The organism is Lentzea alba (genome assembly GCF_047445655.1).
Classification (GTDB): Bacteria; Actinomycetota; Actinomycetes; order Mycobacteriales; family Pseudonocardiaceae; genus Lentzea; species Lentzea alba_A.
In genome coordinates, this window is sequence record NZ_JAJAEG010000010.1 from 1 (window position 1) to 22,000 (window position 22,000).

General features: G+C 70.7%; 25 protein-coding genes and 1 pseudogene. 10 read left to right on the forward strand and 16 right to left on the reverse strand.

Annotated features, from left to right (window positions below):
• Both LFM09_RS17585 and LFM09_RS17590 read left to right on the forward strand, forming a co-directional pair.
• Positions 1–570 (forward strand): annotated as a pseudogene (locus LFM09_RS17585) (hypothetical protein); the annotation flags it as partial.
• Positions 570–2,315: a fatty acyl-AMP ligase gene (locus tag LFM09_RS17590; protein ID WP_414097541.1), complete on the forward strand. Its 1,746-nt coding sequence runs from the start codon at positions 570–572 to the stop codon at positions 2,313–2,315. The pseudogene LFM09_RS17585 and the gene LFM09_RS17590, both read left to right, overlap by 1 nt.
• A 10-nt stretch (positions 2,316–2,325) precedes the next feature.
• Here the strand turns inward: LFM09_RS17590 and LFM09_RS17595 are convergent, their stop codons facing one another.
• Positions 2,326–3,237 (reverse strand): polysaccharide deacetylase family protein, encoded by a 912-nt coding sequence (locus LFM09_RS17595; protein ID WP_414097542.1) that lies wholly within the window; start codon positions 3,235–3,237, stop codon positions 2,326–2,328.
• A gap of 188 nt (positions 3,238–3,425) precedes the next feature.
• Between LFM09_RS17595 and LFM09_RS17600 the strand changes: the two genes are divergently transcribed.
• The gene (locus LFM09_RS17600) at positions 3,426–4,019 is read left to right on the forward strand and encodes a hypothetical protein (protein WP_414097543.1); all 594 of its coding nucleotides are present in this window, start codon (positions 3,426–3,428) and stop codon (positions 4,017–4,019) included.
• Positions 4,020–4,230: 211 nt separating this feature from the next.
• Here the strand turns inward: LFM09_RS17600 and LFM09_RS17605 are convergent, their stop codons facing one another.
• The 9 genes from LFM09_RS17605 to LFM09_RS17645 are packed head-to-tail and all read right to left on the reverse strand — an operon-like array spanning position 4,231 to position 11,617.
• The gene (locus tag LFM09_RS17605) at positions 4,231–4,851 is read right to left on the reverse strand and encodes a V-type ATP synthase subunit D (RefSeq protein ID WP_414097544.1); all 621 of its coding nucleotides are present in this window, start codon (positions 4,849–4,851) and stop codon (positions 4,231–4,233) included.
• Positions 4,848–6,203 carry a V-type ATP synthase subunit B gene (locus tag LFM09_RS17610; RefSeq protein WP_414097545.1) on the reverse strand — a complete coding sequence of 452 codons (1,356 nt, stop codon included), beginning with the start codon at positions 6,201–6,203 and terminating at the stop codon, positions 4,848–4,850. Before LFM09_RS17610 ends, LFM09_RS17605 begins: the two co-directional genes overlap by 4 nt.
• Complete coding sequence (locus LFM09_RS17615) at positions 6,200–7,921, reverse strand: V-type ATP synthase subunit A (RefSeq protein WP_414097546.1); 1,722 nt, start codon at positions 7,919–7,921, stop codon at positions 6,200–6,202. Before LFM09_RS17615 ends, LFM09_RS17610 begins: the two co-directional genes overlap by 4 nt.
• On the reverse strand, positions 7,909–8,415 hold the full coding sequence (locus tag LFM09_RS17620; RefSeq protein WP_414097547.1) for a hypothetical protein: 507 nt from the start codon (positions 8,413–8,415) through the stop codon (positions 7,909–7,911). Before LFM09_RS17620 ends, LFM09_RS17615 begins: the two co-directional genes overlap by 13 nt.
• A complete protein-coding gene (locus tag LFM09_RS17625; protein WP_414097548.1) occupies positions 8,412–8,618 on the reverse strand; it encodes a hypothetical protein in 207 nt (68 codons plus the stop codon). Before LFM09_RS17625 ends, LFM09_RS17620 begins: the two co-directional genes overlap by 4 nt.
• A gap of 12 nt (positions 8,619–8,630) precedes the next feature.
• Complete coding sequence (locus LFM09_RS17630; RefSeq protein ID WP_414097549.1) at positions 8,631–9,047, reverse strand: ATP synthase subunit C; 417 nt, start codon at positions 9,045–9,047, stop codon at positions 8,631–8,633.
• Positions 9,044–10,270: a V-type ATPase 116kDa subunit family protein gene (locus LFM09_RS17635; RefSeq protein ID WP_414097550.1), complete on the reverse strand. Its 1,227-nt coding sequence runs from the start codon at positions 10,268–10,270 to the stop codon at positions 9,044–9,046. The genes LFM09_RS17630 and LFM09_RS17635 overlap by 4 nt, the downstream gene beginning before the upstream one ends.
• Positions 10,271–10,274: 4 nt before the next feature.
• Positions 10,275–11,174 carry a hypothetical protein gene (locus tag LFM09_RS17640; RefSeq protein ID WP_414097551.1) on the reverse strand — a complete coding sequence of 300 codons (900 nt, stop codon included), beginning with the start codon at positions 11,172–11,174 and terminating at the stop codon, positions 10,275–10,277.
• Positions 11,171–11,617 (reverse strand): hypothetical protein, encoded by a 447-nt coding sequence (locus LFM09_RS17645; protein ID WP_414097552.1) that lies wholly within the window; start codon positions 11,615–11,617, stop codon positions 11,171–11,173. The genes LFM09_RS17640 and LFM09_RS17645 overlap by 4 nt, the downstream gene beginning before the upstream one ends.
• A gap of 528 nt (positions 11,618–12,145) precedes the next feature.
• Between LFM09_RS17645 and LFM09_RS17650 the strand changes: the two genes are divergently transcribed.
• Together LFM09_RS17650 and LFM09_RS17655 are read left to right on the forward strand one after the other, a co-directional pair.
• Entirely contained in the window at positions 12,146–12,892 is a 747-nt protein-coding gene (locus LFM09_RS17650) for a GAF and ANTAR domain-containing protein (RefSeq protein ID WP_414097553.1), read from the forward strand.
• A gap of 122 nt (positions 12,893–13,014) precedes the next feature.
• Entirely contained in the window at positions 13,015–13,890 is an 876-nt protein-coding gene (locus tag LFM09_RS17655; protein WP_414097554.1) for an SPFH domain-containing protein, read from the forward strand.
• A gap of 6 nt (positions 13,891–13,896) precedes the next feature.
• On the opposite strand, the gene LFM09_RS17660 is transcribed toward LFM09_RS17655, so the two are convergent.
• Positions 13,897–14,970 (reverse strand): AI-2E family transporter, encoded by a 1,074-nt coding sequence (locus tag LFM09_RS17660; protein ID WP_414097555.1) that lies wholly within the window; start codon positions 14,968–14,970, stop codon positions 13,897–13,899.
• Between the two features lie 137 nt (positions 14,971–15,107).
• Entirely contained in the window at positions 15,108–16,172 is a 1,065-nt protein-coding gene (locus tag LFM09_RS17665; RefSeq protein WP_414097556.1) for a fatty acid desaturase family protein, read from the reverse strand.
• 338 nt (positions 16,173–16,510) lie between these two features.
• Here LFM09_RS17665 and LFM09_RS17670 point away from each other — a divergent pair, with 338 nt between their 5' ends.
• From LFM09_RS17670 to LFM09_RS17685, 4 genes are all read left to right on the forward strand, one after another.
• Complete coding sequence (locus tag LFM09_RS17670; RefSeq protein WP_414097557.1) at positions 16,511–16,669, forward strand: DUF6307 family protein; 159 nt, start codon at positions 16,511–16,513, stop codon at positions 16,667–16,669.
• Between the two features lie 30 nt (positions 16,670–16,699).
• Entirely contained in the window at positions 16,700–17,164 is a 465-nt protein-coding gene (locus LFM09_RS17675) for a DUF5994 family protein (RefSeq protein ID WP_414097558.1), read from the forward strand.
• 34 nt (positions 17,165–17,198) lie between these two features.
• The gene (locus tag LFM09_RS17680) at positions 17,199–18,257 is read left to right on the forward strand and encodes a fatty acid desaturase family protein (protein ID WP_414097559.1); all 1,059 of its coding nucleotides are present in this window, start codon (positions 17,199–17,201) and stop codon (positions 18,255–18,257) included.
• A gap of 66 nt (positions 18,258–18,323) precedes the next feature.
• Entirely contained in the window at positions 18,324–18,482 is a 159-nt protein-coding gene (locus tag LFM09_RS17685) for an LPXTG cell wall anchor domain-containing protein (protein WP_414097560.1), read from the forward strand.
• Between the two features lie 179 nt (positions 18,483–18,661).
• Here the strand turns inward: LFM09_RS17685 and LFM09_RS17690 are convergent, their stop codons facing one another.
• The 4 genes from LFM09_RS17690 to LFM09_RS17705 form a co-directional block, all read right to left on the reverse strand.
• Positions 18,662–18,868: a dodecin family protein gene (locus LFM09_RS17690; RefSeq protein WP_414097561.1), complete on the reverse strand. Its 207-nt coding sequence runs from the start codon at positions 18,866–18,868 to the stop codon at positions 18,662–18,664.
• 143 nt (positions 18,869–19,011) lie between these two features.
• Positions 19,012–19,533, reverse strand: coding sequence for a hypothetical protein (locus tag LFM09_RS17695; RefSeq protein ID WP_414097562.1), 522 nt, complete (start codon positions 19,531–19,533; stop codon positions 19,012–19,014).
• A gap of 193 nt (positions 19,534–19,726) precedes the next feature.
• Positions 19,727–20,188: a hypothetical protein gene (locus tag LFM09_RS17700; RefSeq protein ID WP_414097563.1), complete on the reverse strand. Its 462-nt coding sequence runs from the start codon at positions 20,186–20,188 to the stop codon at positions 19,727–19,729.
• 267 nt (positions 20,189–20,455) lie between these two features.
• Entirely contained in the window at positions 20,456–21,193 is a 738-nt protein-coding gene (locus LFM09_RS17705; protein WP_414097564.1) for a calcium-binding protein, read from the reverse strand.
• Between the two features lie 204 nt (positions 21,194–21,397).
• Between LFM09_RS17705 and LFM09_RS17710 the strand changes: the two genes are divergently transcribed.
• Positions 21,398–21,991, forward strand: a complete 594-nt coding sequence (locus tag LFM09_RS17710) for a hypothetical protein (protein WP_414097565.1) — start codon at positions 21,398–21,400, stop codon at positions 21,989–21,991.
• Positions 21,992–22,000 lie beyond the last annotated feature (9 nt).

The following is a 22,000-nucleotide window of genomic DNA, read 5'->3' on the forward strand; positions in this document are numbered from 1 at the left end:
AGCCTGGTCGGCTGCGGCGAACCGGACCCCTCGCTGGACGTGGTCGTCGCTGATCCGGAGACCTGCGTGCGCGTCGGGCCCGATGAGGTCGGCGAGATCCTCGTGTCCGGCCCGAGCATCGGGGCGGGGTACTGGAACGACCTCGCCGGCACCGAACGAACTTTCGGCGCGCTGGTGGAAGGCCGCAGGTTCCTGCGCACCGGGAACCTGGGATTCCTGTCCGAGGGCCAGCTCTTCGTCACCTGCCGGATCCCGGACCTGCTGGAGGTCGACGGCCGCCAGCTCTACCCGTACGACATCGAGGCGACCGCGATGGGCAGCCACGCCGCGGTGCGGGCGGCGTGCGCGGTGATGGACGGCGCGGACGTCGTGGTGTTCGCCGAGGTCGACCACCGGTACCGCGGGACGTCCCAGGACGAGATCAGGCACGCGATCGCCACCGCGGTGCACGCGGAGGACGGCGTGGTGCTCAGCCGCATCGCGCTCGTGTCACCCGGCACGTTGCCGCTGACCACGAGCGGAAAGCTCCGCCGTGCCTCCTGCCGTGCGCTCATGTTGGGAGGAAAGTGATGCACATCAACGACGGTGTGCGGCTGCCGAAGAACGTCGCGGGCGGCCGGCGGAAGTTCACCACGCTGGTCGACCTGTGCCGGGCCCGAGCCTCGGCAGAGCCGGACATGCGTGCGTACTCGTTCTACGCCGACGGGCGAACGGAGTGGGACGCGCTGACCCTGGCCGACCTGGACCGCCGGGCACGGGCGCTGGCCGTGCTGCTGAGCGAGCTCGCGCCCCGCGGCACCCGAGCGCTGCTGTGCTTCGAACCCGGCCTGGACTTCCACGTCGCGTTCCTCGGGTGCCTGTACGCCGGGCTGATCGCGGTGCCGGTCGCGCCGCTCGACGGCACCCGCACGAGTGTGAAGGTGGGCCGGATCGAGTCGATCGTCGCGAGCTGCGGGCCGGAACTGCTGCTCTCCACCGGTATGACCTTCGCCAAGTGCCTCGGGGTCGTCGAGGAGACCCCGGCACTCGCCGGGCTGGTGCGGGTCTCGGTCGACGAGACCGACCCGGCATTCGCGCATCGGTGGACGCCGCCCGGTGTGGGCATCAACACGCCGGCCTACCTGCAGTACTCGTCCGGATCGACCGGCGAGCCCAAGGGCGTGACGCTGACCCACGGCAACGTCCTGCACAACCTCGCGTTGATCCACGAGAACCTGTACCGCCCGGCCGACGAGGAGCGACTGCCCCGCCCGCCGAGCGTCTCGTGGCTGCCGTCGCACTACAACATGGGCCTGATCGGCGGCGTGCTCGACCCGCTGTACGCGGGCCGGCAGGCACTCCTGTTCCCCGCCGGGGTCTTCGTCCGCAGCCCGATCAGCTGGCTGCGGCTGATCTCGCAGCTCGGCAGGGCCGACAGCTGCGCGCCCAACTTCGCGCTCGACCTGTGCGTGCGCCGCATCCCGGAGGCCCAGATGGCGAAGCTGGACCTGAGCGGCTGGGAGATGGCGCTGATCGGCGGCGAGCCGGTCAGGGCCAAGTCGCTGGAGCGCTTTCTCGAGGTGTTCGCTCCCGTCGGCCTGCGCCGCGGCACTCTCGTGCCGGGCTACGGCCTCGCGGAGTCGACCGTGATGGTCACCAGCGCTCTGGTGGGGGAGGGCCCGGTGATCCTGCGCTGCGACACCGACACCCTCACCAGAGGCCGCGTCCGCCCGGTCGACCCTCCCGGCGGGCGGCAGCTGGTCAGCAGCGGCCCGGTCTCCCCGTCGATCACGCTCGTGGTGGCCGATCCGACCACCTCGCAGGAGTGCGCGGACGGCGAGGTGGGGGAGATCTTCGTGCAGGGCCCGAGCGTGGGCACCGGCTACTGGAACCAGCCGGACGAGGTGTTCCACGCCGAGCTGCCCGGCAGGCGCGGCCCGTTCCTGCGCACCGGCGACACGGGCTTCCGCTGGGACGGCGAGCTGTTCGTGACGGGCAGGGCCAAGGAGGTGATCATCATCGCCGGTGCCAACCACCACCCGCACGACCTGGAAGCGACAGCGGAGACCGCGCATCCAGCCGTGCTCGCGTGTTGCGTGCTCGGTGTCGATGACGGCCAACGCGAACGTGTCGTCGTGCTGGCGGAAGTCCTCGGCGACGTCGAGCCGGAGGAGATCGTGGCGGCGGTGCGGCGCACCGTCCACAGCGGACACGGAGTGCGGGTGGACGACGTCGCGGTGGTCGCCGCGGGCACGCTGCCCCGCAGCTCCAGCGGCAAGCTGCTCCGCGCAGGTTGCCGCGCCGCTTACACGGCAGGTGTGTGCGGCACCGCGTGACTTCGGCTCCTCATCCCGCGGAGCCGTCGCCGAGCAGTGCGTCGAGCGTGACGAAGTCGTAGCCACGCGCCCGCACCGCGGCGATCAGGTCCGGCAGCGCGTCAGCGTCCAAAGTGGATCCGTCCTCGGGGTGTGATCCGATGTGCATCAACACGATCTCACCCGGCTGCAACGCCTCGATCGTGCGGTCGACGACGCGCCGGGCGCTGCCGCCGCCGGACGTGCCCTGCCATCCGAGCGTGTCGACGGTCCAGCGCACCGGGACGTAGCCCTGGGAGTTGACGGCTGCGATGGCGCGTGCGTCGCGGTCGCCGTAGGGGAACCGGAACAGCGGCCTGGGGTCGGAGCCGGTGCGCATGAGCACCTGCTCCGCGCGAGCGAGCTCGCCGCTGATCTCGTTGTCCGGCAACCGGGTCAGGTAGGGGTGAGTCATCGAGTGGTTGCCGACGCGGTGTCCGGCGGTGAGGATCGCCTGGACGGAGCCCGGATCGGCCTGCGCGAAGTTGCCGGTGAAGAAGAACGTCGCGCGCACGTGCTGGTCCGCGAGCGCGCGCAGGATGCTGGGCAGCCCGGCGGCGTTGGCGCCCGCGTCGAACGTGAGAGCGACCACCTTGCGATCCGTCGGCAGCCTGGAGATGTCCTTGCCGCGCAAAGACTCCGGGAAGGGAGGTGGCGGGGGAGCGGTCGTCGTGGTGCGACCGGTCGTGGTGCGAGAGGTCGTGGCCATAGGTGCTGTGGTCGTTGTCGTCGTCGAACTGCCGCTCGCCGGGGTCATCGTCGTGACCGGCGTGCTCGACGGTGTCGCGACCGGTCGTCCAGGCGTCGCCCGCAGCAGCGCGACGATCAGCACTACCACAGCACCGAGCACCAGCACCGCCGCGCCGGCCACGAGCGGCCGGTGTGCCCTGAACCATTCCCTCACCGCTCCCACCTCCACGACCAGGGTCGCGGGCGGCGGGAGCGCGGAACCGGGTTCGAAGTCCTGTTTCGGGCAGGACCGAAGGCGGTGCCGGGCCTCGAACCCGTGAGTCCACGGTCACCGTCGCCACGAGACCAAGTGCCCTGGGGAGCGCTGCTCACGCGGAGAACCCTTGACCGAGGAGGTGGACCATGGACACGAAACCGCTCTTGCGAGTCCTTCGGCAGGCGTTGCCCGGTCGCAACGAGCTGGCCACCGCGGGCGACCGGCTGGAGGGCTTCGTCCTGGTCCTCGCCGCCGTGGTGGCGTTGGTCGCACTGCCCGTCGCGGCCGCCGCGGGCTCGGAGTTCTACACCAGGCAATCCGCGCAGGCCGTGATCGAGCAGCAGACCCGGCACCCGGCGGAGGCCGTGCTCGTCGTGGACGCACCGCTGGTCGTCGGTTCGGCGGGGCCGGGCGGCGTCGCGAGGTCCGTCCCCGTCCCGGCGACCTGGCTCGCTCCGGACGGAGCGGCGAGGCAGGGCGTCGTGCACGCTCAGTCCGGAGCGAAGGCGGGCACGACCGTGCCGATCTGGGTCGAGCGCAACGGTGATCTCACCTGGGCACCGCTGAGCACCGGAGACGCCGCGTTCAACGGGATCGCGGTCGCCGTCCTGCTCTGGACCGGAGCCGTGGGCGCGATGACGCTGCTCTACCTGGTCACCCGGTACGCGCACCAGCGGTCGCGCCTGCGCCGGTGGGCAGGGGAGTGGGAACGGATCGCTCGCGACTGGACCGCCCGCTGACCGCCCCAGCCGTCCACTTCTGGTGCTGTGGGCGACTGCAAGGACTCTGCCGGCGAATTCGTGCCGATGAGAGCGCGGTCAACGCCCGCTCGAAGCGTACGCGTGGTCCATGAGGGTGACCTTCATGGACCTGAGGTTCATGAAGGTCACCCTCATGACGAGCAGAGACCGCAGGAAAGTGCTTGTTGGGCGAGTGACGCGACGTCGGGCGTCACTCTGCCGCGCGGCTCCGATCGGCGTTGAGAGCGATCCGGTGCCGGAGGTTCTCGGCCTGCTCCCGCTCCTCCAGCTCCAGGTCGACCCGCGCGAGTGCCTCCCGCAGCAACGGCGCCCAGTGCCGGCGCAGCACCCGCACCCGGCGCTGGGTCGTGTCGGCCTCCGCGGTGAGCCGGTGCAACGCGGCGGTCGCGACGGCGTGCCGCAGAGCCGCGTCGAGCGTCCGGCGTTGTTCGAGCACCGCCCGCGCGACCGAGGAGCCAGTCGGCCCGCCGATCACATCGGCGGGCATCGAGCAGGTGATCCCGGTGGGGTGCCGGACCCCCGCCGTCGTGGCCCAGAAGATCGTCACGTCGGCTTCCGCGCCGCTGCCCGCGAGGCGCATCCCGCGGCGTCCGGCCGTGAGCGCGGCGCGCAGTGCCCAGGTCTTCGTCTCCTCGGCCTGCGCCACCAGCTCGGAGTGGGTGCGTGCCGCCGCTTCGGCGAGGCGGCGCTGTTCCGCGCGCAACGCCCGCAGCTTCTGCTCCAGCAGCGCGGCCGCGTGTTCGGCGCTGTCGAGGCGGCCGCGCAACCACTGGCGTCCCGACCGGCCGGAAGGCACCCGCATGGCGCTCATCGGCCCTCCAGCAGCGAGGCGGGCAGCATCGACAGTTCCGACCGGGGCAGCCGCAGCAACACCCGCCACACCCGTTCCAGGGTGTCGTCGAGCGTCCGCGCCTCACCCGGCGACTGGCTGAGCACCTCGGTCCGGAAGGCCTGCTCCAGATCGAGGTAGGCCTGGTCCGTGCGGCTCAGGCCGCTGACCCCGATGAGCTCGGCCAGGTCGCGCACCTGCCGGGCCCGTGCCAGCGCGGACAGCAGCTGCGCCGCGACGTCCAGGTGGTCGGCACGGGTCCGGCCCGGTCCGGCGCCGTTGCGCATCAGCCGCGACAGCGAGGCGAGCGGGTCGACCGGTGGGTACAGGCCGTGCGCGTGGGCTTCGGCGGAGAAGACGATCTGCCCCTCGGTGATGTACCCGGTGAGGTCGGGGACGGGGTGGGTGATGTCGCCTCCCGGCATGGTGAGGACCGGCAGCACCGTCACCGACCCCGGCCTTCCCCGGATGCGGCCGCAGCGCTCGAACAACGAGGCGAGGTCGCTGTAGAGGTAGCCGGGGTACGACCGTCGCGCGGGGATCTCGCCGCGGGCCGCGGACACCTCGCGCAACGCCTCCGCGTAGGTCGTCATGTCGGTCATCACGACCAGCACGTGCCTGCCCTCGCGGAACGCCAGCGACTCGGCGACGGTCAGCGCGATCCGCGGGGTGAGAATCCGTTCGATGACGGGATCGTCGGCGGTGTTGATCAGCAGCACCAGTTCACCCGCCGCCGATCGGGCTTCGAGCGCGTCGCGTGCGTAGGCGGCGTCCGCATGGGTGAGACCGATGCCCGCGAACACGACGCAGAACGGTTCGCCTCCTGCCGTGGACTGCACGGCGATCTGGGTCGCCAGCTCCAGGTGCGGGTGGCCCGGCAGCGAGAACAGCGGGAGCTTCTGGCCGCGGACCAGGGTGGTCAGCGCGTCTATGACCGACACGCCGGTGAGCACCGGCTCGGCGGGCGCCTCACGCCACGTCGGGTTCAGCGGTGCGCCTGCGACTGGTTCGCGCCGCGCGCCGAACACCGGTGGCCCGCCGTCCACCGGAGCGCCGCGGCCGTCGCACGTCCGGCCGAGCCACCCGGTGCCGACCGGGATGCTCAGCGGCTGCCCGGTGAACTCGAGCCGGGTGCCCGCTGTGGCCATGCCGCCGGTGCCCTCCAGCACCTGCACGACGGCGAGGTCGTGGTCGACCTCCAGCACGAGACCGTGCCGCAGCTCGCCGGAGTCCAGCCTGATGCGCACGAACTCGTCCCAGCCGACACCCTCGACTCCGCCGACCACGACCAGCGGTCCGCGCAGCTCCCGCACCCCGGTGAACTCGATCGTCATCGCAGCCTCCGCAACCCGGCCAGCACCTCGTCGCGCCGCCTGCCGATCAGCTCCACTTCGTGCGGCCCCGCCTCCTCGCGCAGCCGCACCAGCGCGGTGAAGTCGAACTCCTCCAACACTTCGGCAGGCACGCCCGCCGCCACCAGCCGCTGGCACTCGTCCACCACCGCCAGGACGGCTGCCACGAGCGCAGCCGCCTTCTCGTCGCCTCCAGCAGCGTCCACTGTGGACAGAGCGCTCTGCTGGAGCACTCCGTCGCGCAGCAGGCGCCCGGCCAGCAACGCGACCCGCTCAGGCCCGGACAACGCGGCCTCGCCGACCAGTTCCGCCAGGGCGGCGAGCCGGTCGGCTTCGGCCAGCGCGGTCGTCACACGTGCTCTCCGTGCGGGCCACTCGTGTTCACCCTCACGGACGTGGTGGTCTCCCACCGCCGGCGCGTCACGGGAGAACGAGCCCGACCAGGAGACGGCGGGGTAGTGCCGGGAGTAGGCGAGGTCCCGGTCGAGCGTCCAGCGGACGCGGACGAAGCGTTCCGTGTGCGCGGTGACGGGCTCGGTCATGTCACCGCCCGGCGGCGACACGGCGCCGATGATCGTGACCGACCCGACCGCTCCGCCGAGCGTCTCGACGCAGCCCGCACGTTCGTAGAACGCCGCCAGCGCGGAGGCGAGGTCGGCGGGATACCCCTCCTCCGCGGGCAGCGCGCCGGTGCGGGACGCGAACTCCCGCAACGCCTCCGCCCAGCGCGAGGTGGAGTCGGCGATGACTACCGCGTGATACCCCATGTCACGGTAGTACTCCGCGACGGCGACACCGGTGTAGATGCTCGCCTCACGGGCCATCATCGGCATGTTCGAGGTGTTGGCGATGACCACGGTGCGGTCGGTCAGCCGCCCACCGGTGCGCGGGTCCGTCAGCTCGAAGAGCTCGGCCACGACCTCGGCCAGCTCGTTGCCGCGCTCCCCGCACCCGACGTAGACGATGACGTCCGCGTCGCACCACTTCGCGATCTGTTGCAGCAGAACGGTCTTCCCGGTGCCGAAGCCTCCGGGTACCGCGGCGGCACCCCCGCGTGCCACGGGGTAGAGCAGGTCCAGCACACGCTGCCCGGTGCGCAGCGGCGTCACCTCGGTCAGACGGGTCCGGCACGGCCGCGGCACCCGGACCGGCCAGTCGGAGAACAGGTGCACGGCGGTGCCGCTGACGGTGGCGACCGCGGTGTCGGCTCCGCACTTGCCGTCGGCCACCGACTCCACTGTGCCGCCGACGCCCGGTGGCGCGAGCACCCGGTGTTCGAGCGCTCCGGCGTCGGTCACCACACCGAGCACCTGCCCGGCCTCGACCGCGTCACCGACGCGCACCCCGGGCTCGAACCGCCACCGGTGGTCGGAATCCTGATTGGTGGCGCCGGGAGTGAGGAACACCGGCGCCGCTGTCAACGACCGCAACAACCCGTCGAAGACGTGGCCCAGCAGTCCTGGGCCGAGTCGGACCGACAGCGGCTTGCCCGCGGGTACGGCGGCAGCACCCGGCCTCAGCCCGCCGGTGTACTCGTAGGCCTGCACGCTCACCAGGCCGTCCCTGATCGCGACGACCTCGCTCGGCGTCGAGTCGGGCCCGAGCGCGATGAGGTCGTGCATGGCGACCGGGCCGACGTCGCAGACCTCGACCAATGGCCCGGACACCCGGACGACCCGTCCGGTGTTCACGGCGCCCACAGCGCCCTCACCCCGTCTCCGAGCGCGTCGACGGCGCGGCCGGCCACCGCCTCGACGCCGAGATCGACCACCCGGCCCGCGGCCTCCCCGGTCACGCCTCCGCCCGGTGCGTCCCGCACGGTCGCGCCGGCGCCGAGCTCGGTCCGGATCATCGCCACGAGCCGATCCCGCCGGACCGGGTCGGCGAAGGCGCGCGCCACCGCGGTGGTGACGCGGTGACGGAGGTCGTCGTAGATCTCGCGTTGTGCGGCCTGTTCGAGCGCGCGGGCGGTACGGCGGGCTTTCTCGTGCTCGGCGGCGATGGACGACGCGGCGTCCGCACGGCCCTCCTCGGCGGCCAGGTCGAGGATCGACCGCGCCTCAGCGCGGGCCGTGGCGAGCAGCGCGTCCCCGTCGAGGTGTGCGGCCGCGAGCTCACGTCCGGCCTGGGCACGTGCTCTGGCCAGCAACGCCGCCCGCACCGGGGCCAGCGCGTCCTGCTGCTGGACGGTCATGACGGGATCACCGCCACGAGCCGGGGGCCGGTTCCCGCGACTTCGGCGCTCAACACCGCGGCGGCGGCGTCCGTGAGCAGCACGACCGACACGTCGTCGCCCAGGCTGCTCCAGGCCACGCGCACGGACGCGGGGTCGGCCGCCTCGCAGACCCGCACACCGGCGAGTGCCCAGTCGGCGACCCCGGCACCGATCACGGCCACGGCTCCCACCGCTCACGCCTTCCCGAGGAGGATCACCGCGACGATCAGCCCGTAGATGGCGATGCCCTCCGCCAGGCCCACGATCACCATCGCGCGGCCGAACAGCTCGGGCCGTTCGCTGAGGGCGGCCAGCGCCGCCGCTCCGGTGTAGGCGACCGCGATCGCCGCGCCGATGGACGAGCCGGCGACCGAGATGGCCGCTCCGAGCAGCGCGGCCCAGTTCGCCGCGGGGGCGGGGGACTGGGCCACGGCCGCGGACGCCTCACCGGCCTGCAGCGCCATGACGAGCACGACCAGGGCGCCGACGAGTAGCACGCCGTTGAGTCCCGCGAACAGGGTGAGCACGGCGCGTCCCTTGCGGCGCACCAGGAGCACGGCTCCCGCGCACACCGCGACGAGCACCGGCAATCCTGCCAACCAGACCATCATCGAGCCTCCCCGTGCCACGGGCGGAACGGCCGGCCCTCGATCTCGAAGACCCGCGAGAACAGTTCGTAGAACTCCAGGCGCAACGCCTGGATGGCAGCGACCAACGCCTCAAGGGAGAACGCGAGTGCGTTGCCCAGCAAGAAGACCAGCACCGCAGCGGCGATGCCCACGCCACCACCGCTCGCCAGTGCCGTCGTCCCCAGCCACACGACCGAGCCGATCGCGGCGTGCACCAGGCCGAACGCCGCGAGCCGGGCGAACGACACGAGGTTCGACCCTGTCCTGATCACGATGTCGAACAGCTCCACGGCCGCCTGCACCCACCCCGCGGCACCACCACCGGAGGCCGCGGCGAACCCCACCCCGGCGAGCACCAGGCCGGCCACGGCGATCACGGCGGCGGCCACGACGAGCAGGTCGGCGCCCAGCAGCAAGCCACCCGCGATCCCCGCGATGCCCAGGAACAGCGCTGCTCCCGCGACACCCGACGCCGCGTACACGGCGAGCCGCGGACCGCCTTCACGCCATCGGTTGACGATCGCGACGGCGTAGGCCGCGGCCAGCAGGACGGCCCCGGCTGCGACACCGGCGCTCAGCAGCTCCACCGGGTCGTCCAGCGGATCCAGCCACAGCACGGGAACAACGCCCGTCGGCCCGAAGAACTCCCCGTACAGCACCCCGAACGCGGTGCTCGCGACCCCGGCGCCCAGGACGAACGGCCACGCGGAACGCCAGCGCGCCAGCCGGCGCGGCCATCCGGCCCGCAGCAGCAGGCCGACCGCGACCAGCAGCAGTCCCTGCCCGGCGTCACCGAACATCATCCCGAACATGAGCACGTACGCGGCGCCCGCGAGCACCGTCGGGTCGACGTCCTGGTACGGCACCGTGCCGTAGGTGGTGATGAGAGGGGTGAACGACCGCCGGACCGGGCCGTCCGCACGCAACAACGAAGGCGGATCCACGCCGCGTGGCACCGGCAACGGCACCGCAGCCGCACCCACCTCGGCGAGTGCCGCGGCGAGACCGGGTCGTTCCTGGGCCGGGCACCACCCCGCGACGGCCGCGACCGACTCCCGTCGCACCGCGGCGTCCGCGATGGTCTCCAGCTCGTCGTCGGTTCGGTCGACGTCGACCACACCCGCGTCCGCCACCAGAGCGAGGGCGCGGCGCAGCGCGTCTTCCGGTGCCACGACGGCGATCCGTTCCATCCGCACAGGTGTCATGGCGTCATGTGATGGCATCGAACGCCTCCAGCTGTCTGCCGCCGCGCGCGGCGCTCTCGAGCGCGGCCCGCACCCGGCGAGCGTCGACCGCGAGCAGGGCGGCGCACCCCACCACCGTGTCAGGGCCGAACCCCCGCCCGCGCAGCAACGTTCGCGCGTCGGTCTCCACGCGCCTCCACCAGTTCTCCTCGGCCTGCCACAGGCCGGCGGGATCCGTGACGTCCGCGAGCGCCCACGCCGCCTCACCCGGCAGCCGTGCGGCGAAGTCGGTGAACGCGAGCTGGCCGACGTCGCCGAGCAGCGCCGAGCCGGGCACCGGTCGGCCGAGCAGGAACTGTTCGCGCGCGACCAGCAACACGGCGCCTCCCGCGGCCCACTCCCGAGCCTGCGGCACACCGCCCGCGACCCGTGCCGCCCAGCCGAGCTGCACGGCGGCGACGATCCGCTGCGGATCGGCGCCGCCCGGATCGCCCCAGGGGGACGCGGCGAGCGCGCGCTGCAACTCGGCCAGCGACGACGTAGCTGCGAGCCGCGGCCACGCGGTGGCGAGCGTGCCGAGCCGGAACATCTGACCCGCCGTCGCGCCGGCCAGCGCGCGCACGTGCTCCACGACGTTCGCGACCTCGAACCACCCGGCGAGCAGCCGGACCAGTTCGGCACCCGCACGCGGCTGCCATCCGGCGAGCACTCTCAGGTGCCACAGCAACGTCGCCGCCACACCGTGCTCGGCCTGCGCCAGCGACTGTCCCGGCCGCACGTCCCGTTGATAAGGACCGGCGACGAGCAGCGCCACCGCCTCAGCCGCTGACGAACACCCGGCGATCTCACGCGCGCTCACCGCGCCGGCCCTGCGCCGCAACAACGCCCGCGCCCGCACTCCACCCGCGATCCACGCCGCGCTCACGGCACGACCTCGTCCGTTCGCGCGATGCCGCTCAGCGCCGTCGCGACGGCACGGTCCACGTACTCGGGCATCAACGCCGCGGCGCGCTCCCGCATCCGGTGCGCCCCCTCCCGCGCGGCCTCGACGAGCAGCTCACCGTCGGGAGCCGCCTGCGCCCGCGCGTCCGCGGCCGACCGCGCACGCACCTCGGCGGCTCGTTCGCGAGCCCCGGCGACGAGATCCTCCGCCTCACGAGCGGCCTGTTCCCGGATCCGGCGCGCTTCCTCGCGCGCCTCGGCACGCAGGCGCCGCGCCTCGTCCTCGGCGCCCGCGAGCAGGGCGAGCACCGGTTCCAGCTCCGTCGCCACCTCCGCCGCACGATCCGCGGGCACCCCAGGTCGCGCCGCCGCGCCGGGTGTTCCCACCGGGCGGTAGCGCTGCAGGAGGTCGCGGAGGCCGGCCACCCGTCCATGCTGGCCACGTCGTCCCGCGGCCCAGCAGGGTCGTCCAACCCCACCCGGCCGGGACCAAGTCCCCTGCCCGCTTTTTGGTCCACTGAGGACGGTCGTGCGCGGCCGGTCGGATGAAGATGCCGCGCCCGAATGCGCGAAAGACTTGGTGGCGTCAGGACAGCCGGTCCGGAGCGCGTGCACTTCCGCTCTTCCGGACGCGTGGACCTTGGACAGGAGGTTCGCTGACCCCGCGTGCGGGTGGCCGGAGGCGGTCATGAGAAAGACAGCCCAGGAGAGACCGGGTGCGCGCCGAGGTGGCTCGATGCACGAACACACCCCACCTGAATGGGCGATCGGACGAAAGGTCCCGGTCTGATCGGGACCTACGGTGGTTTCTGCTGGTCCGGAACCGTCCTAGCGTCGTTGTTTCTGCGTGGATGATCTCTCTGATGTCGGCGAGGCGCCTGTGAGTCACGGGTCGGACGGCACAGCTGTGACCGGCCCCGTGACGGCCCCTGGCCCAGGGATGGAGGACCGGTGATGACGGTGAAAGATCAGAAGGGCAGGAAGGTCCTTGTCGCGGTGGCGGACTTGCTCGTGCACGACCTCGATGTCGTCGACTTCCTGGACCTGTTCGTGAACCGCTGCGTCGAGGTGCTCGACGTGACCGCGGCCGGTGCGCGGCTGGTGGACCACCAGGGCACGCTCGACGTCGTGGCGGGATCCACCGAGTCGGCACGGACGCTGGAGCTGTCGCAGCTACGGCATCACGAGGGGCCGTGCTCGGACTGTCTCCGCAGCGGCCAGGCGGTGGAGTGCGAGGACCTCGCTGCCGGAGGCCAGAGGTGGCCGGTGTTCTCCCGTGCCGCCGTCGCTGCCGGGTTCGCCGCCGTGCACGCGCTACCGATGCGGGCCGACGACACCGTGATCGGCGGACTCGACCTGTTCGGCGACACGCCAGGGCCCTGGGACGCGGACACCGCGGTATTCGGTCGGATGCTGGCCGACATCGCCACCGTCAGCCTGCTGCGTCAGCGCACCTTGCGACACCACGAGGTGGTCATCGAGCAGTTGGAGACCGCGCTCACGAGCCGCGTCCTCATCGAGCAGGCCAAGGGCGTGCTGGCCGAACGGATGAACACCACCGTGGACAGCGCCTTCGCCCTGCTGCGCGGCTACGCCCGCCGCAACCGCGTGCGGCTGGCCGGAGTCGCAGCCGCGGTGGTCGAAGGCACAGCCGACATCCCTGCCCTTGCGGCCGGTACGGGCGGTGCGCCGCGGAGGTGACCGAGAACTCCCGCCGTGCCGGGTAGATCGGCGCTGGGGAGCGAGGACCTTCGGCTGCGGTGTCAGCACCGCGGCGCGCGCATCGTGGAGCGGTCTCATCCGAACTCGGACGGAGCGTCATCATGAGCGGGTTGGTCTACGCGGGCATCGCGGTCGTGGTCCTGCTGTTGCTGGGCATGTCGGTGAAGGTGGTCAAGCAGTACGAGCAGGGAGTGTTGTTCCGCCTGGGCAAGGTGCGCAGCGTGCGGATGCCGGGACTGCGACTGATCATTCCGGTGGTGGACCGCATGCGCCGGGTGTCGCTGCGGATCGTCACCCTGCCGATCCAGTCGCAGGGCATCATCACCAGGGACAACGTGAGCGTCGACGTGTCGGCGGTGGCGTACTTCAAGGTCGTCGACGCGGTGAAGTCGGTGGTGGCGATCGAGAACGTCTACGCCGCGATCGACCAGATCGCGCAGACCACTCTGCGGAAGGTGGTCGGGCAGCACACCCTCGACCAGACGTTGTCGGAGACCGACCAGATCAACGTCGACATCCGCAAGATCCTCGACATCACGACGGTCGAGTGGGGCGTGGAGGTCACCTTGGTGGAACTGAAGGACATCCAGCTGCCCGACAGCATGAAGCGCGCGATGGCCAAGCAGGCCGAGGCCGAGCGGGAGAAGCGAGCGAAGATCATCAACGCGGAGGGCGAGTCGCTGGCTGCGGCGGCGCTGGGCGACGCGTCGGACACGATGATGGCCCACCCGCTGGCGTTGCAGCTGCGAAATCTGCAGACCCTGGTCGAGCTCGGGGTGGACAAGAACACGACGGTCGTGTTCCCGGCACCGCTGATGAGCACCATCGGCGAGCTCGGTTCGTTCCTGGCGCGCGAGGCGGGCGCGGCCGGGCCACAGGCCGACGGCCTGCCCGCCGCCGTCCCGATGCAGTCGCTCGGCACACCGCAGGCACAGGAGGCTCAGGCGAACGGCGAACCTCTTTCCTCCCCGCGGTAGCCGCCTTCAGGTGGATGCGTCCGATTCCGCATCAGGCTCGACCCTGCGGTGCTGCCACACGTCGCGCAGGACGACCTGGATGATGCCGGCGGCCGGGATGGCGAGCAGGGCCCCGAGTATTCCGGCGAGCTCGGTCGCCAGCAGCAGAGCGACGAGCACGGTCAGGGGGTTGAGCCGGACCGTGCGGGAGAAGATCACCGGCTGCAGCAGGTGGTTCTCCAGCTGCTGGTAGACGACGAAGAAGATGATCACGGCGATGGCCGCGGGCACCGAGTGGATGAGTGCGGCGACGCCCGCCACCACCGCGCCGAGGGTGGCGCCGATCAACGGGATCAGGTCGACGATCGCGACGAACACCGCGATCAGCTCGGCGAACGGAACGCCGAAGATCTTCAGCACGACGTAGGTCAGCACACCGCAGATCACGCTGATGATCAGGTTGCCCGAGATGTACCCGGTGATGGTCTTCGCGCACTCACGGCCGACCCGGTGGATGCGCTCCGCACGCTGCGGCGGGAAGAGCGCGAGCGTCCCGTCGATCACTTTGGGGCCTTGCAGCACCGCGAGGTAGGCGAGCACGAAGATGGAGATGGTCGCCACGACGCCGGTGACCGCGCTGCGCACCAGGTTCAGCGCCGGGGTGCCGAGGCCGGTGGCGAACTGACGGATGCGGTCTTCGTTGTCCCGGGCGAACTCCAGCGCGTTGGTGCGCTCCAGCAGGATGCCGACCGCCCCTCTGCCGCTGCGCGCGTCCGCGATCATGTCCGGCAACCGCGAGGCCAGCTGCGTGCCCTGCTCTGCCAGCGGTACCGCGAAGAGCGTCAGCACGCCGCCGAACACCAGGAAGACCACGAGGAACACGAGCAGCGTCGCCAGCGAGCGGCGGCACCACCTGACGTGGTCCTGCACCCAGTTCACCGCCGGGTAGAGCGCGACGGTGAAGACGGCGGCGATGAGCATCCAGACGAGAACTCGCTGGACGTGCATGACGAACACCACGGCCACGACCGTGGCGAGGGTGAGCCCGATCGTCGCGAGGATGGTCCGCACCGGAACCTCGTAGGTCCGCTGGCTCGACATGACGCCGATCCTCCCGTCCCGGCTGCCCGATGACCGTTTTCGGGACACCGAGGACGGCTCCGGTTCGGACCCGGTGCGCGAAAGCCCTCGGCTCACCAGAACTTACGCCGTTGGGCTGTGTTGCGCGTGTCCGCGGGTCATCCCGTCCCGCCGGGAAGAGCAAGCCGCAGCACCCGCTTCCACACGCTCGCGGTCTGCCGCAGCAACGGCCCGGTCGTGTAGGGCAGGCCGAAGCGCTCGCACAGTTCACGCACCTTCGGAGCGATCTCGGCGTACCGGTTGCTCGGCAGGTCCGGGAACAGGTGGTGCTCGATCTGGTGGCTGAGGTTGCCGGTCATGACGTGGAACAGCGCGCCGCCCTCGATGTTGGCCGATCCCGTCAGCTGGCGCAGGTACCACTCGCCGCGGGTCTCGCCGTCGAGCTGGTCCTCGGTGAAGACCACGGTGCCGTCGGGGAAGTGGCCGCAGAAGATGATCGTGTGCGTCCACACGTTGCGGATCACGTTCGCGGCCAGGTTCGCGAGCAGGGTCGGCAACGCCGACGGACCCGCGAGCAGCGGGTACGCGACGTAGTCCTTGATCACCTGGCGGCGGGCCTTGCCGAGGACGCCGCGCAGCTCGGTCAGCGCTTCGCGCCAGCTCTTCTCGCCGCGCCAGGCACGTTCGAGCTCGACGTCGTAGATCGAGATGCCCCACTCGAAGAACATCGCGAGCACGAGGTTGTAGAACGGCTGCGCGAGGTAGACGGGGTGCCACGGCTGTTCGGGGTGGATGCGGAGCGCGCTGTAGCCGATGTCGCGGTCCTTGCCGAGGACGTTGGTGTAGGTGTGGTGCAGGAAGTTGTGCGAGTGCTTCCACGCCTCGGCCGGTGTGGAGAAGTCCCACTCCCAGGTGGTGGAGTGGATCTTCGGATCGCACATCCAGTCCCACTGGCCGTGCAACACGTTGTGGCCGATCTCCATGTTCTCCAGGATCTTGGCGGTGGCCAGCGCCGCCGTGCCCGCGAGCCACGCGGGCGGCAGGATCGAGACGAACAACAACACCCGCCCGCCTGCCTCCAGGCCTCGTTGGACTGCGATCACCCGCCGGATGTACCGCGCGTCGTTCTCCCCGCGAGCGGCGAGCACCTCGTCGCGGATCCGGTCCAGCTCCCGGCCGAACTCCTCGGTGCCGGACTCGATGAGTTGTGCGGTGGTCGTCATGCTTCTGCTCCTAGAGGTCGGTCTCGACCGCGTCGGCTCTCTCGCACGCCATCGCGTACCGGGAGCTCCAGTTGGGGCTCGGGCGCCGACTGCAGCAGTACCACGTCGGACGGAGCGTCACGAGGGGCCAGCTCTCGCGGTCGTCCCGGGAGCAACCCCGCTTTCGTCCAATGTGGACTGTGGTCTGAATCCTGTCGCGCTTCCTGCGGAACAGTGCAGGGAGAACCGCGGTACCAGGGCAGTTGGTCCGCTGGAGTGCGTGCCCTTCCGCTCTTCTGGACGCGAGGGACTGGATCGACCATTGAAGGACCAGACGTGTGTCACCAGGAGGAGGAGCGGTGAATCCGGAACCGGTGTACGTGTCCCGCTACGAACAGCGCGTGAAGCTCGTCCAGGACGTTCTGAAAGCCAACACGTCGTTGTCGGTCGAGGAGTCCCGCGCGCTCGCGATGAAGCTGCTGCGGACCCTCGACCGGATCCCCGAGAAGGTTCGCTGACCCGAGGTGGCCGGCGGTCAGGAGACGGTCATGAGAAGCACACCGCAGGCTTCCCAGGTGGCGCTGAAGCCTCCGGGCTCGGTGGCGGGGTTCGTGGACGGGGCCTGGTGGCCGCGCAGCCTCGACCTGGCCGCCGAGTTGCCGTCGTTGCTCGCCGCGCTGGCCGATCGGCTGGGGCGGACAGGCCGGGTCACCTTCAACCTGACCGCTTGGAAGCCGCCGGCACGCCGGCTGTCCGTGGACGGCAAGGACGTCCGGCTGGAGGGTTTCCGCACACAGCACGCGAACACGCTGACCGTGATCGGCACGGACCGGCGGACCCGTGTGACGCTGCTGGTGATTCCTCCCGCCACCGACCCGGCGCGCGCCTACCAGGTCCTGGAAGCCGCGGCCGAGCGGGACAACGTGGAGAGCCCCGACGCACTGCTGCGCGACCGGGCGGGATCGGCAACGCAGCGCTGGGAAACAGAGGGCGGGCGTCTGCAGCGGGTCTGACCGCCCGGCACACCCGCTGACAGGAGGTCAGGTCATGAACGCCGTCACCTCACCGGAGTCGGCTCCGAGACAGGGCAGCGAGTTCGCCGAACTCTCGGACATCGTCAAACGAGCCGGCCTGATGGACCGCCGACCGGTGTACTACGCGGTGAAGGGCAGCCTGACGCTGCTGGCCTTCGCCGGGGCCTGGGTCGCGTTCGCCCTGCTGGGGAACACCTGGTGGCAGTTGTTCACCGCGGCGGTGCTGGCCGTGCTCTACACCCAGGTCGCGTTTCTCGGGCACGACGCCGGGCACAAGCAGATCTTCCCCAGCCGCCGCGCCAACGACGTGACGGGGATCGGGCTGGCCGGGCTGGTGGGGATGAGCTACGGCTGGTGGGTCGGCAAGCACAACCGCCACCACGCCAACCCCAACCTCGAGGGCGCCGACCCCGACATCGACATGGCCGCGCTCGCCTTCAGCACCCGGCAGAGCCGCGCGAAGCGGGGATTCCAGCGGTGGATGGCGAAGTACCAGGCGTTCCTGTTCTTCCCGCTGCTGATGCTGGAGGGGTTCGACCTGCACTGGTCGGGCATCAAGGCCGTGTGGCGCGGAGGGCTGAGGGCGCGGTGGATCGAGGCCACCCTGCTGACCGTGCACCTCGTCGTCTACCTGGCGGCGGTCTTCCTGGTCCTCTCGCCGGGCAAGGCGTTCGTTTTCATCGTGGTGCACCAGTGCCTGTGGGGCCTGTACATGGGATGTTCCTTCGCTCCCAACCACAAAGGCATGCTCACCCTGACCGAGGGACATCACCTGGACTTCCTGCGCAAGCAGGTCCTCACCTCGCACAACGTCACCGGTGGTCGCTGGGTGGACTTCGCGCTCGGCGGCCTGAACTTCCAGATCGAGCACCACCTGTTCCCGAGCATGCCCCGGCCCACCCTGCGCCGCGCCCAGCCGCTCGTCGAAGCCTTCTGCGCCACCAGGGGAATCAGCTACAGCCAAGGCGGCCTGCTGATGTCCTACGGCCAGATCCTGCGCTACCTGCACGAGGTCGGCGCGCCCGTGCGTGCCGAGGACGCGCACAAGAAAGCCCACGCGGGAAGTCACTGACACCTACGAACCTGCAAGCCGGAACCCACGCGGCGGGACACCGGTCCCGCCGAACCGGAGGTCACCATGCTGATCCTGATCATCGTCCTGCTGGTGCTCTGGCTGATCACAGCCGTCATCGGATTCGCCTTCGAAGGCCTGGTCTGGCTGGCCATCATCGGAATCGTGCTGTTCGTCGGCACCGCTGCCGTCGGGGTCATCCGCCGCAAGGCTCACCGTCGCTGAAGACCAGCAGAACGGAGACCGGCTGGCGGACGACGCGCTGCCCGCCTCCTGCGAGTGCGGGCCGCGCGTGCTGTCCTGGGCGAACCTGCTCCGCGCGGTGGCCTACGGCAAGCGCCGCCTCGACGCCGGCTGACCGGAACGGCGTCCGGAGTGGACCGAGGTGTGAAGCCGTGGCGAGGTCACTCGTCGAGGACGAACGTGACCAGCATGTGCACCCGATAACCCGTGATGCGGCCGTCCGCGACGTCCACGTGCTGCTCCTTGATCCACGCCGACTTGATGTTTCGCAGTGTTCGCGCCGCTCGTTCGACTCCTGTCGAGACGGCGTCGTCGAAACTCGTGTCGGACTCGGCGCTGATCTCGACGACGCGAGCCACGGTGCCCATCGCAACCTCCTCGCGGAACGGTGTTCGGCTGTCCTTCCTTGCTACGCGGTGTGATTCAGCATCCCCAGGGTCTTTCGTCCCGTGGCGACGGGCAGATGTGCTGTCCACCTGTCCGGTCGACGCTCCCGTGCGTGCACTACGCGCTACTCGGTTCGAGGTGCACTTCGCGGTACACAGCAGTCCTCTGTACCGTTGGCGTGAACGAGAACGACGACCTCCCCCAGGTGTTCGGCGGGATCGAGGTTCTCCTTCGCCGCGCGGAGGCGGAACAGTGTGAGCTGTCCAGCCGCGTGGTACCCGTTGTCCGCCATCCACGTGAGCAACGAAGCGCGGGCCGGTTCCAGGTCATCCAGACCTGTGTCGTGGAAGGTTCTGGCGACCACACCGCCCGGCCGGTAGGAGAAGCAGCTCAGCAGGCCGCCGGTCGGCACGCCGACGACAGGAATGCGGACCTCGGCTCGAGTGCACGGCAGGTGGTGTCCGAGCAGAGCGACTTCCGGTGGACCAGCGCACCGCATCGAGGCGTCTTCGGCGACCATGAGCAGCGATTCGAGCGTGCTGCGTGCGGCGTCGGCCATGCGGTGTGCGGGAGCGGTGAGCCGCACCCGCAGCACGGCGGCGGGTTTCAGCGAATCGAGGTGAACGTCGTTGGTCGTGGGCACCATGCTCACAACCTCCGGGGCGTCGGCGACGAGTGCTTCACCCGCGGGAGGTGACCGGTCCGGGAAGCACCCGCACGCCCGTCTCCTCAAGATCGGTGATCCACGCCTCGCCGGTGGGTCTCCGTCGCTTTCACCTTCTCGAACAGCGGCTGGCGCCCTCTGCCCCGGAGACCGTCGAAGAACTCGGTGGACGATGTCATCGCTGACTGTCTTTCGCAGGGGAGCTGTGCCTTTGCCCACGCACGACCACTGCGTGGAGCACGACGACATCGAGTCCGATCACGAGTGCGGCCCAGACCGGTTGCGCGGTCAGGGAAACCAGGTTCATCAGCACGCTGGCCGCCACGAAGGAGACCAGCGCGGAAAGCTCCCACGGCCTGGAGGCGAGGACGGCCACGCTGATCAGGAGGGCGCCGAGGACGAGATGCGCCCAGCCCCACGACGCGGAGGTGATCGTGAGGGCATGCCTGGAGGTCCGAACGACGTAGAACTCGCTGCCGGACCACGCCAGCAGTCCCGCGATCACGTGACTGGCACCGATCAGCGTCGCGACCAGGCCGGCGAACCGGAGCCAGCCACGGGGCGAAGCCGCAGGAGTTCCGGCGGCCTGCGGTGAAACGCGTCCCCCGCCGATCTTGTGCTGAAGAGGTCCGGTCATGTCACGATCTCAGCGCGACAATCGGCTCCGCGCGCCGCCCGTGGCGGGCGGAGCGCACCAGCACGGCCGGCTTCCCTCACCCGCAGCGGGTGAGGGAGGCCCTGGCGAGGAGAGGCGCGCGTGGTCCCGTCCGGCGGGAACGACGGGTCGGTGCGACCGGGAGCGGTTTGCCGCTACACAGTGGCCCGTCCGGGCCACTAGTTCGGGGATCGCGGCGTCGCGGTCTCCCGGCCGCGCCGGGTTCGGGAACGGCGGGAGTGGTTCAGGTCAGAAGATGATCTCGCAGTTGGACAGCGACTCGAAGCGGGAGTCGCAGCGGTCGGCGGGACCCGCGCCACCGTCACCGACGTCCAGTCCGGACGGATCGGTCAGGGTGTCGTTGCCCGCGTTGCCGTTGACGATGTCGTTGCCCGCTCCGCCGTCGAGATCGTCCACACCTGCTCCACCGTTGAGCCGGTCGTTGCCGTTGCCGCCACTGAGGCGATCGGCTCCGCCCTGACCGTTGAGCGTGTCGTCGCCCTCGCCGCCGGACACGGAGTCCGCGCCCGCGCCCGCGTTGACGGTGTCGTCGCCCGCACCGGCTTCGATGTTGTCTGCCGCCTCCGCGCCGACAAGCGTGTCGTTGCCCGCTCCTCCGTCGAGGCGGTCAGGACCCTCGCCGCCGTTCAGGGTGTCGGCACCGGCCTCCCCGTTGAGCGTGTCCGCGCCGGCTTCCCCGACGGCCCAGTCGTTGCCGGCACCGCCGAAGAACTCGTCGGAACCTGCTCCCAGGCATGCGGTGTCGTTGCCGCCGATGCCGAACACGACGTCGTCACCGCCGAGCGAGACGAACACGTCCGGCCCGTTCGTGCCGAACAGCACGTCGTTGCCGTTGGTGCCCACCTGCGTGGCGGGCAGGCCGTTGCACGTGGGAGCCGGCTGCGCTGCGGCGGTGCCCGTCGGCCAGAGCGCCAGTCCCGCGGCCACCAGCAGAGCGGGAACCACTGATCTTCGATGAACGTCCATGTGTGCAGTTTCTTGGCTCACCCGTTGGTGATCCAAGGGGCCATATCGAGAAACGCTTGCAGTACACGACTTTCCAGCTGGGTGAGCGACAGCGGGCTTTCGCCACATGGCGGCCTTCGATCAACTGACGGTCGTACGGCAACGGGACCAAAGGCACTGGGGCGTGGGCATTCGCGCGCGCAACCTGGACCGAGGAGGTGCATCGTGGACGCGAAGCCGCTCGCCAGGGTCGTCCGGCAGGCTTTTCCCGGACGCAACCAGCTCGCGACCGCTGGCGACCGCATAGAGGGGGTTGTGCTCGTCGTGGCGGTGGTCGTCGCGCTGCTGGCTCTTCCGGTCGCGGCTACAGCCGGCTCGGAGTTCTACGCCGCGCGGTTGGTTCAGTCGGCGAGCGAGCAGCAGACGCGGCAGCAGGTGGTGGCCGTGCTGCTGGAGGACACACCGCCCGTGAGCGGAGTGGTTGACCCGGATGGTCCCGTGAAGTCGGCATCTGTGCGCGCGACGTGGCACGGACCGGACGGTGTGCCGCGGGAGGGGCTCGTCCGGGCGGCGCAGGGTCGCAAGGCGGGTGGGATGCTTCCGATCTGGGTGGATCGCGGCGGCGACCCGGCAGGGCCACCGCTGACCACCGCGGGCGCCGTGGTCGAGGCGGCCGGGCTGGCGGCTCTGCTGTGGGCGGGGGTGTCGGCAGCGATGGCGGTGCTGTACCTGGCCGCGCGGTTCACGCACAAGCAGGTGCGCATGCGCCGCTGGGCCGCGGAGTGGGAGCGGATCGCGTCCGACTGGACCGCGCGCTGACGGCGTGAA

What these genes read in the sequence shown, in the direction of transcription:
- LFM09_RS17660 (WP_414097555.1), bottom strand. Translation starts at nt 14,970, where the DNA reads ATGTCGAGCCAGCGGACCTACGAGGTTCCGGTGCGGACCATCCTCGCG.
- LFM09_RS17630 (WP_414097549.1), bottom strand. Translation starts at nt 9,047, where the DNA reads ATGATGGTCTGGTTGGCAGGATTGCCGGTGCTCGTCGCGGTGTGCGCG.
- LFM09_RS17705 (WP_414097564.1), bottom strand. Translation starts at nt 21,193, where the DNA reads ATGGACGTTCATCGAAGATCAGTGGTTCCCGCTCTGCTGGTGGCCGCG.
- LFM09_RS17655 (WP_414097554.1), top strand. Translation starts at nt 13,015, where the DNA reads ATGAGCGGGTTGGTCTACGCGGGCATCGCGGTCGTGGTCCTGCTGTTG.
- LFM09_RS17675 (WP_414097558.1), top strand. Translation starts at nt 16,700, where the DNA reads ATGAGAAGCACACCGCAGGCTTCCCAGGTGGCGCTGAAGCCTCCGGGC.
- LFM09_RS17695 (WP_414097562.1), bottom strand. Translation starts at nt 19,533, where the DNA reads ATGGTGCCCACGACCAACGACGTTCACCTCGATTCGCTGAAACCCGCC.
- LFM09_RS17590 (WP_414097541.1), top strand. Translation starts at nt 570, where the DNA reads ATGCACATCAACGACGGTGTGCGGCTGCCGAAGAACGTCGCGGGCGGC.
- LFM09_RS17610 (WP_414097545.1), bottom strand. Translation starts at nt 6,203, where the DNA reads ATGACGATCGAGTTCACCGGGGTGCGGGAGCTGCGCGGACCGCTGGTC.
- LFM09_RS17700 (WP_414097563.1), bottom strand. Translation starts at nt 20,188, where the DNA reads ATGACCGGACCTCTTCAGCACAAGATCGGCGGGGGACGCGTTTCACCG.
- LFM09_RS17620 (WP_414097547.1), bottom strand. Translation starts at nt 8,415, where the DNA reads ATGACCGTCCAGCAGCAGGACGCGCTGGCCCCGGTGCGGGCGGCGTTG.
- LFM09_RS17665 (WP_414097556.1), bottom strand. Translation starts at nt 16,172, where the DNA reads ATGACGACCACCGCACAACTCATCGAGTCCGGCACCGAGGAGTTCGGC.
- LFM09_RS17605 (WP_414097544.1), bottom strand. Translation starts at nt 4,851, where the DNA reads ATGAGCGCCATGCGGGTGCCTTCCGGCCGGTCGGGACGCCAGTGGTTG.
- LFM09_RS17680 (WP_414097559.1), top strand. Translation starts at nt 17,199, where the DNA reads ATGAACGCCGTCACCTCACCGGAGTCGGCTCCGAGACAGGGCAGCGAG.
- LFM09_RS17690 (WP_414097561.1), bottom strand. Translation starts at nt 18,868, where the DNA reads ATGGGCACCGTGGCTCGCGTCGTCGAGATCAGCGCCGAGTCCGACACG.
- LFM09_RS17650 (WP_414097553.1), top strand. Translation starts at nt 12,146, where the DNA reads ATGACGGTGAAAGATCAGAAGGGCAGGAAGGTCCTTGTCGCGGTGGCG.
- LFM09_RS17685 (WP_414097560.1), top strand. Translation starts at nt 18,324, where the DNA reads ATGCTGATCCTGATCATCGTCCTGCTGGTGCTCTGGCTGATCACAGCC.
- LFM09_RS17600 (WP_414097543.1), top strand. Translation starts at nt 3,426, where the DNA reads ATGGACACGAAACCGCTCTTGCGAGTCCTTCGGCAGGCGTTGCCCGGT.
- LFM09_RS17635 (WP_414097550.1), bottom strand. Translation starts at nt 10,270, where the DNA reads ATGACACCTGTGCGGATGGAACGGATCGCCGTCGTGGCACCGGAAGAC.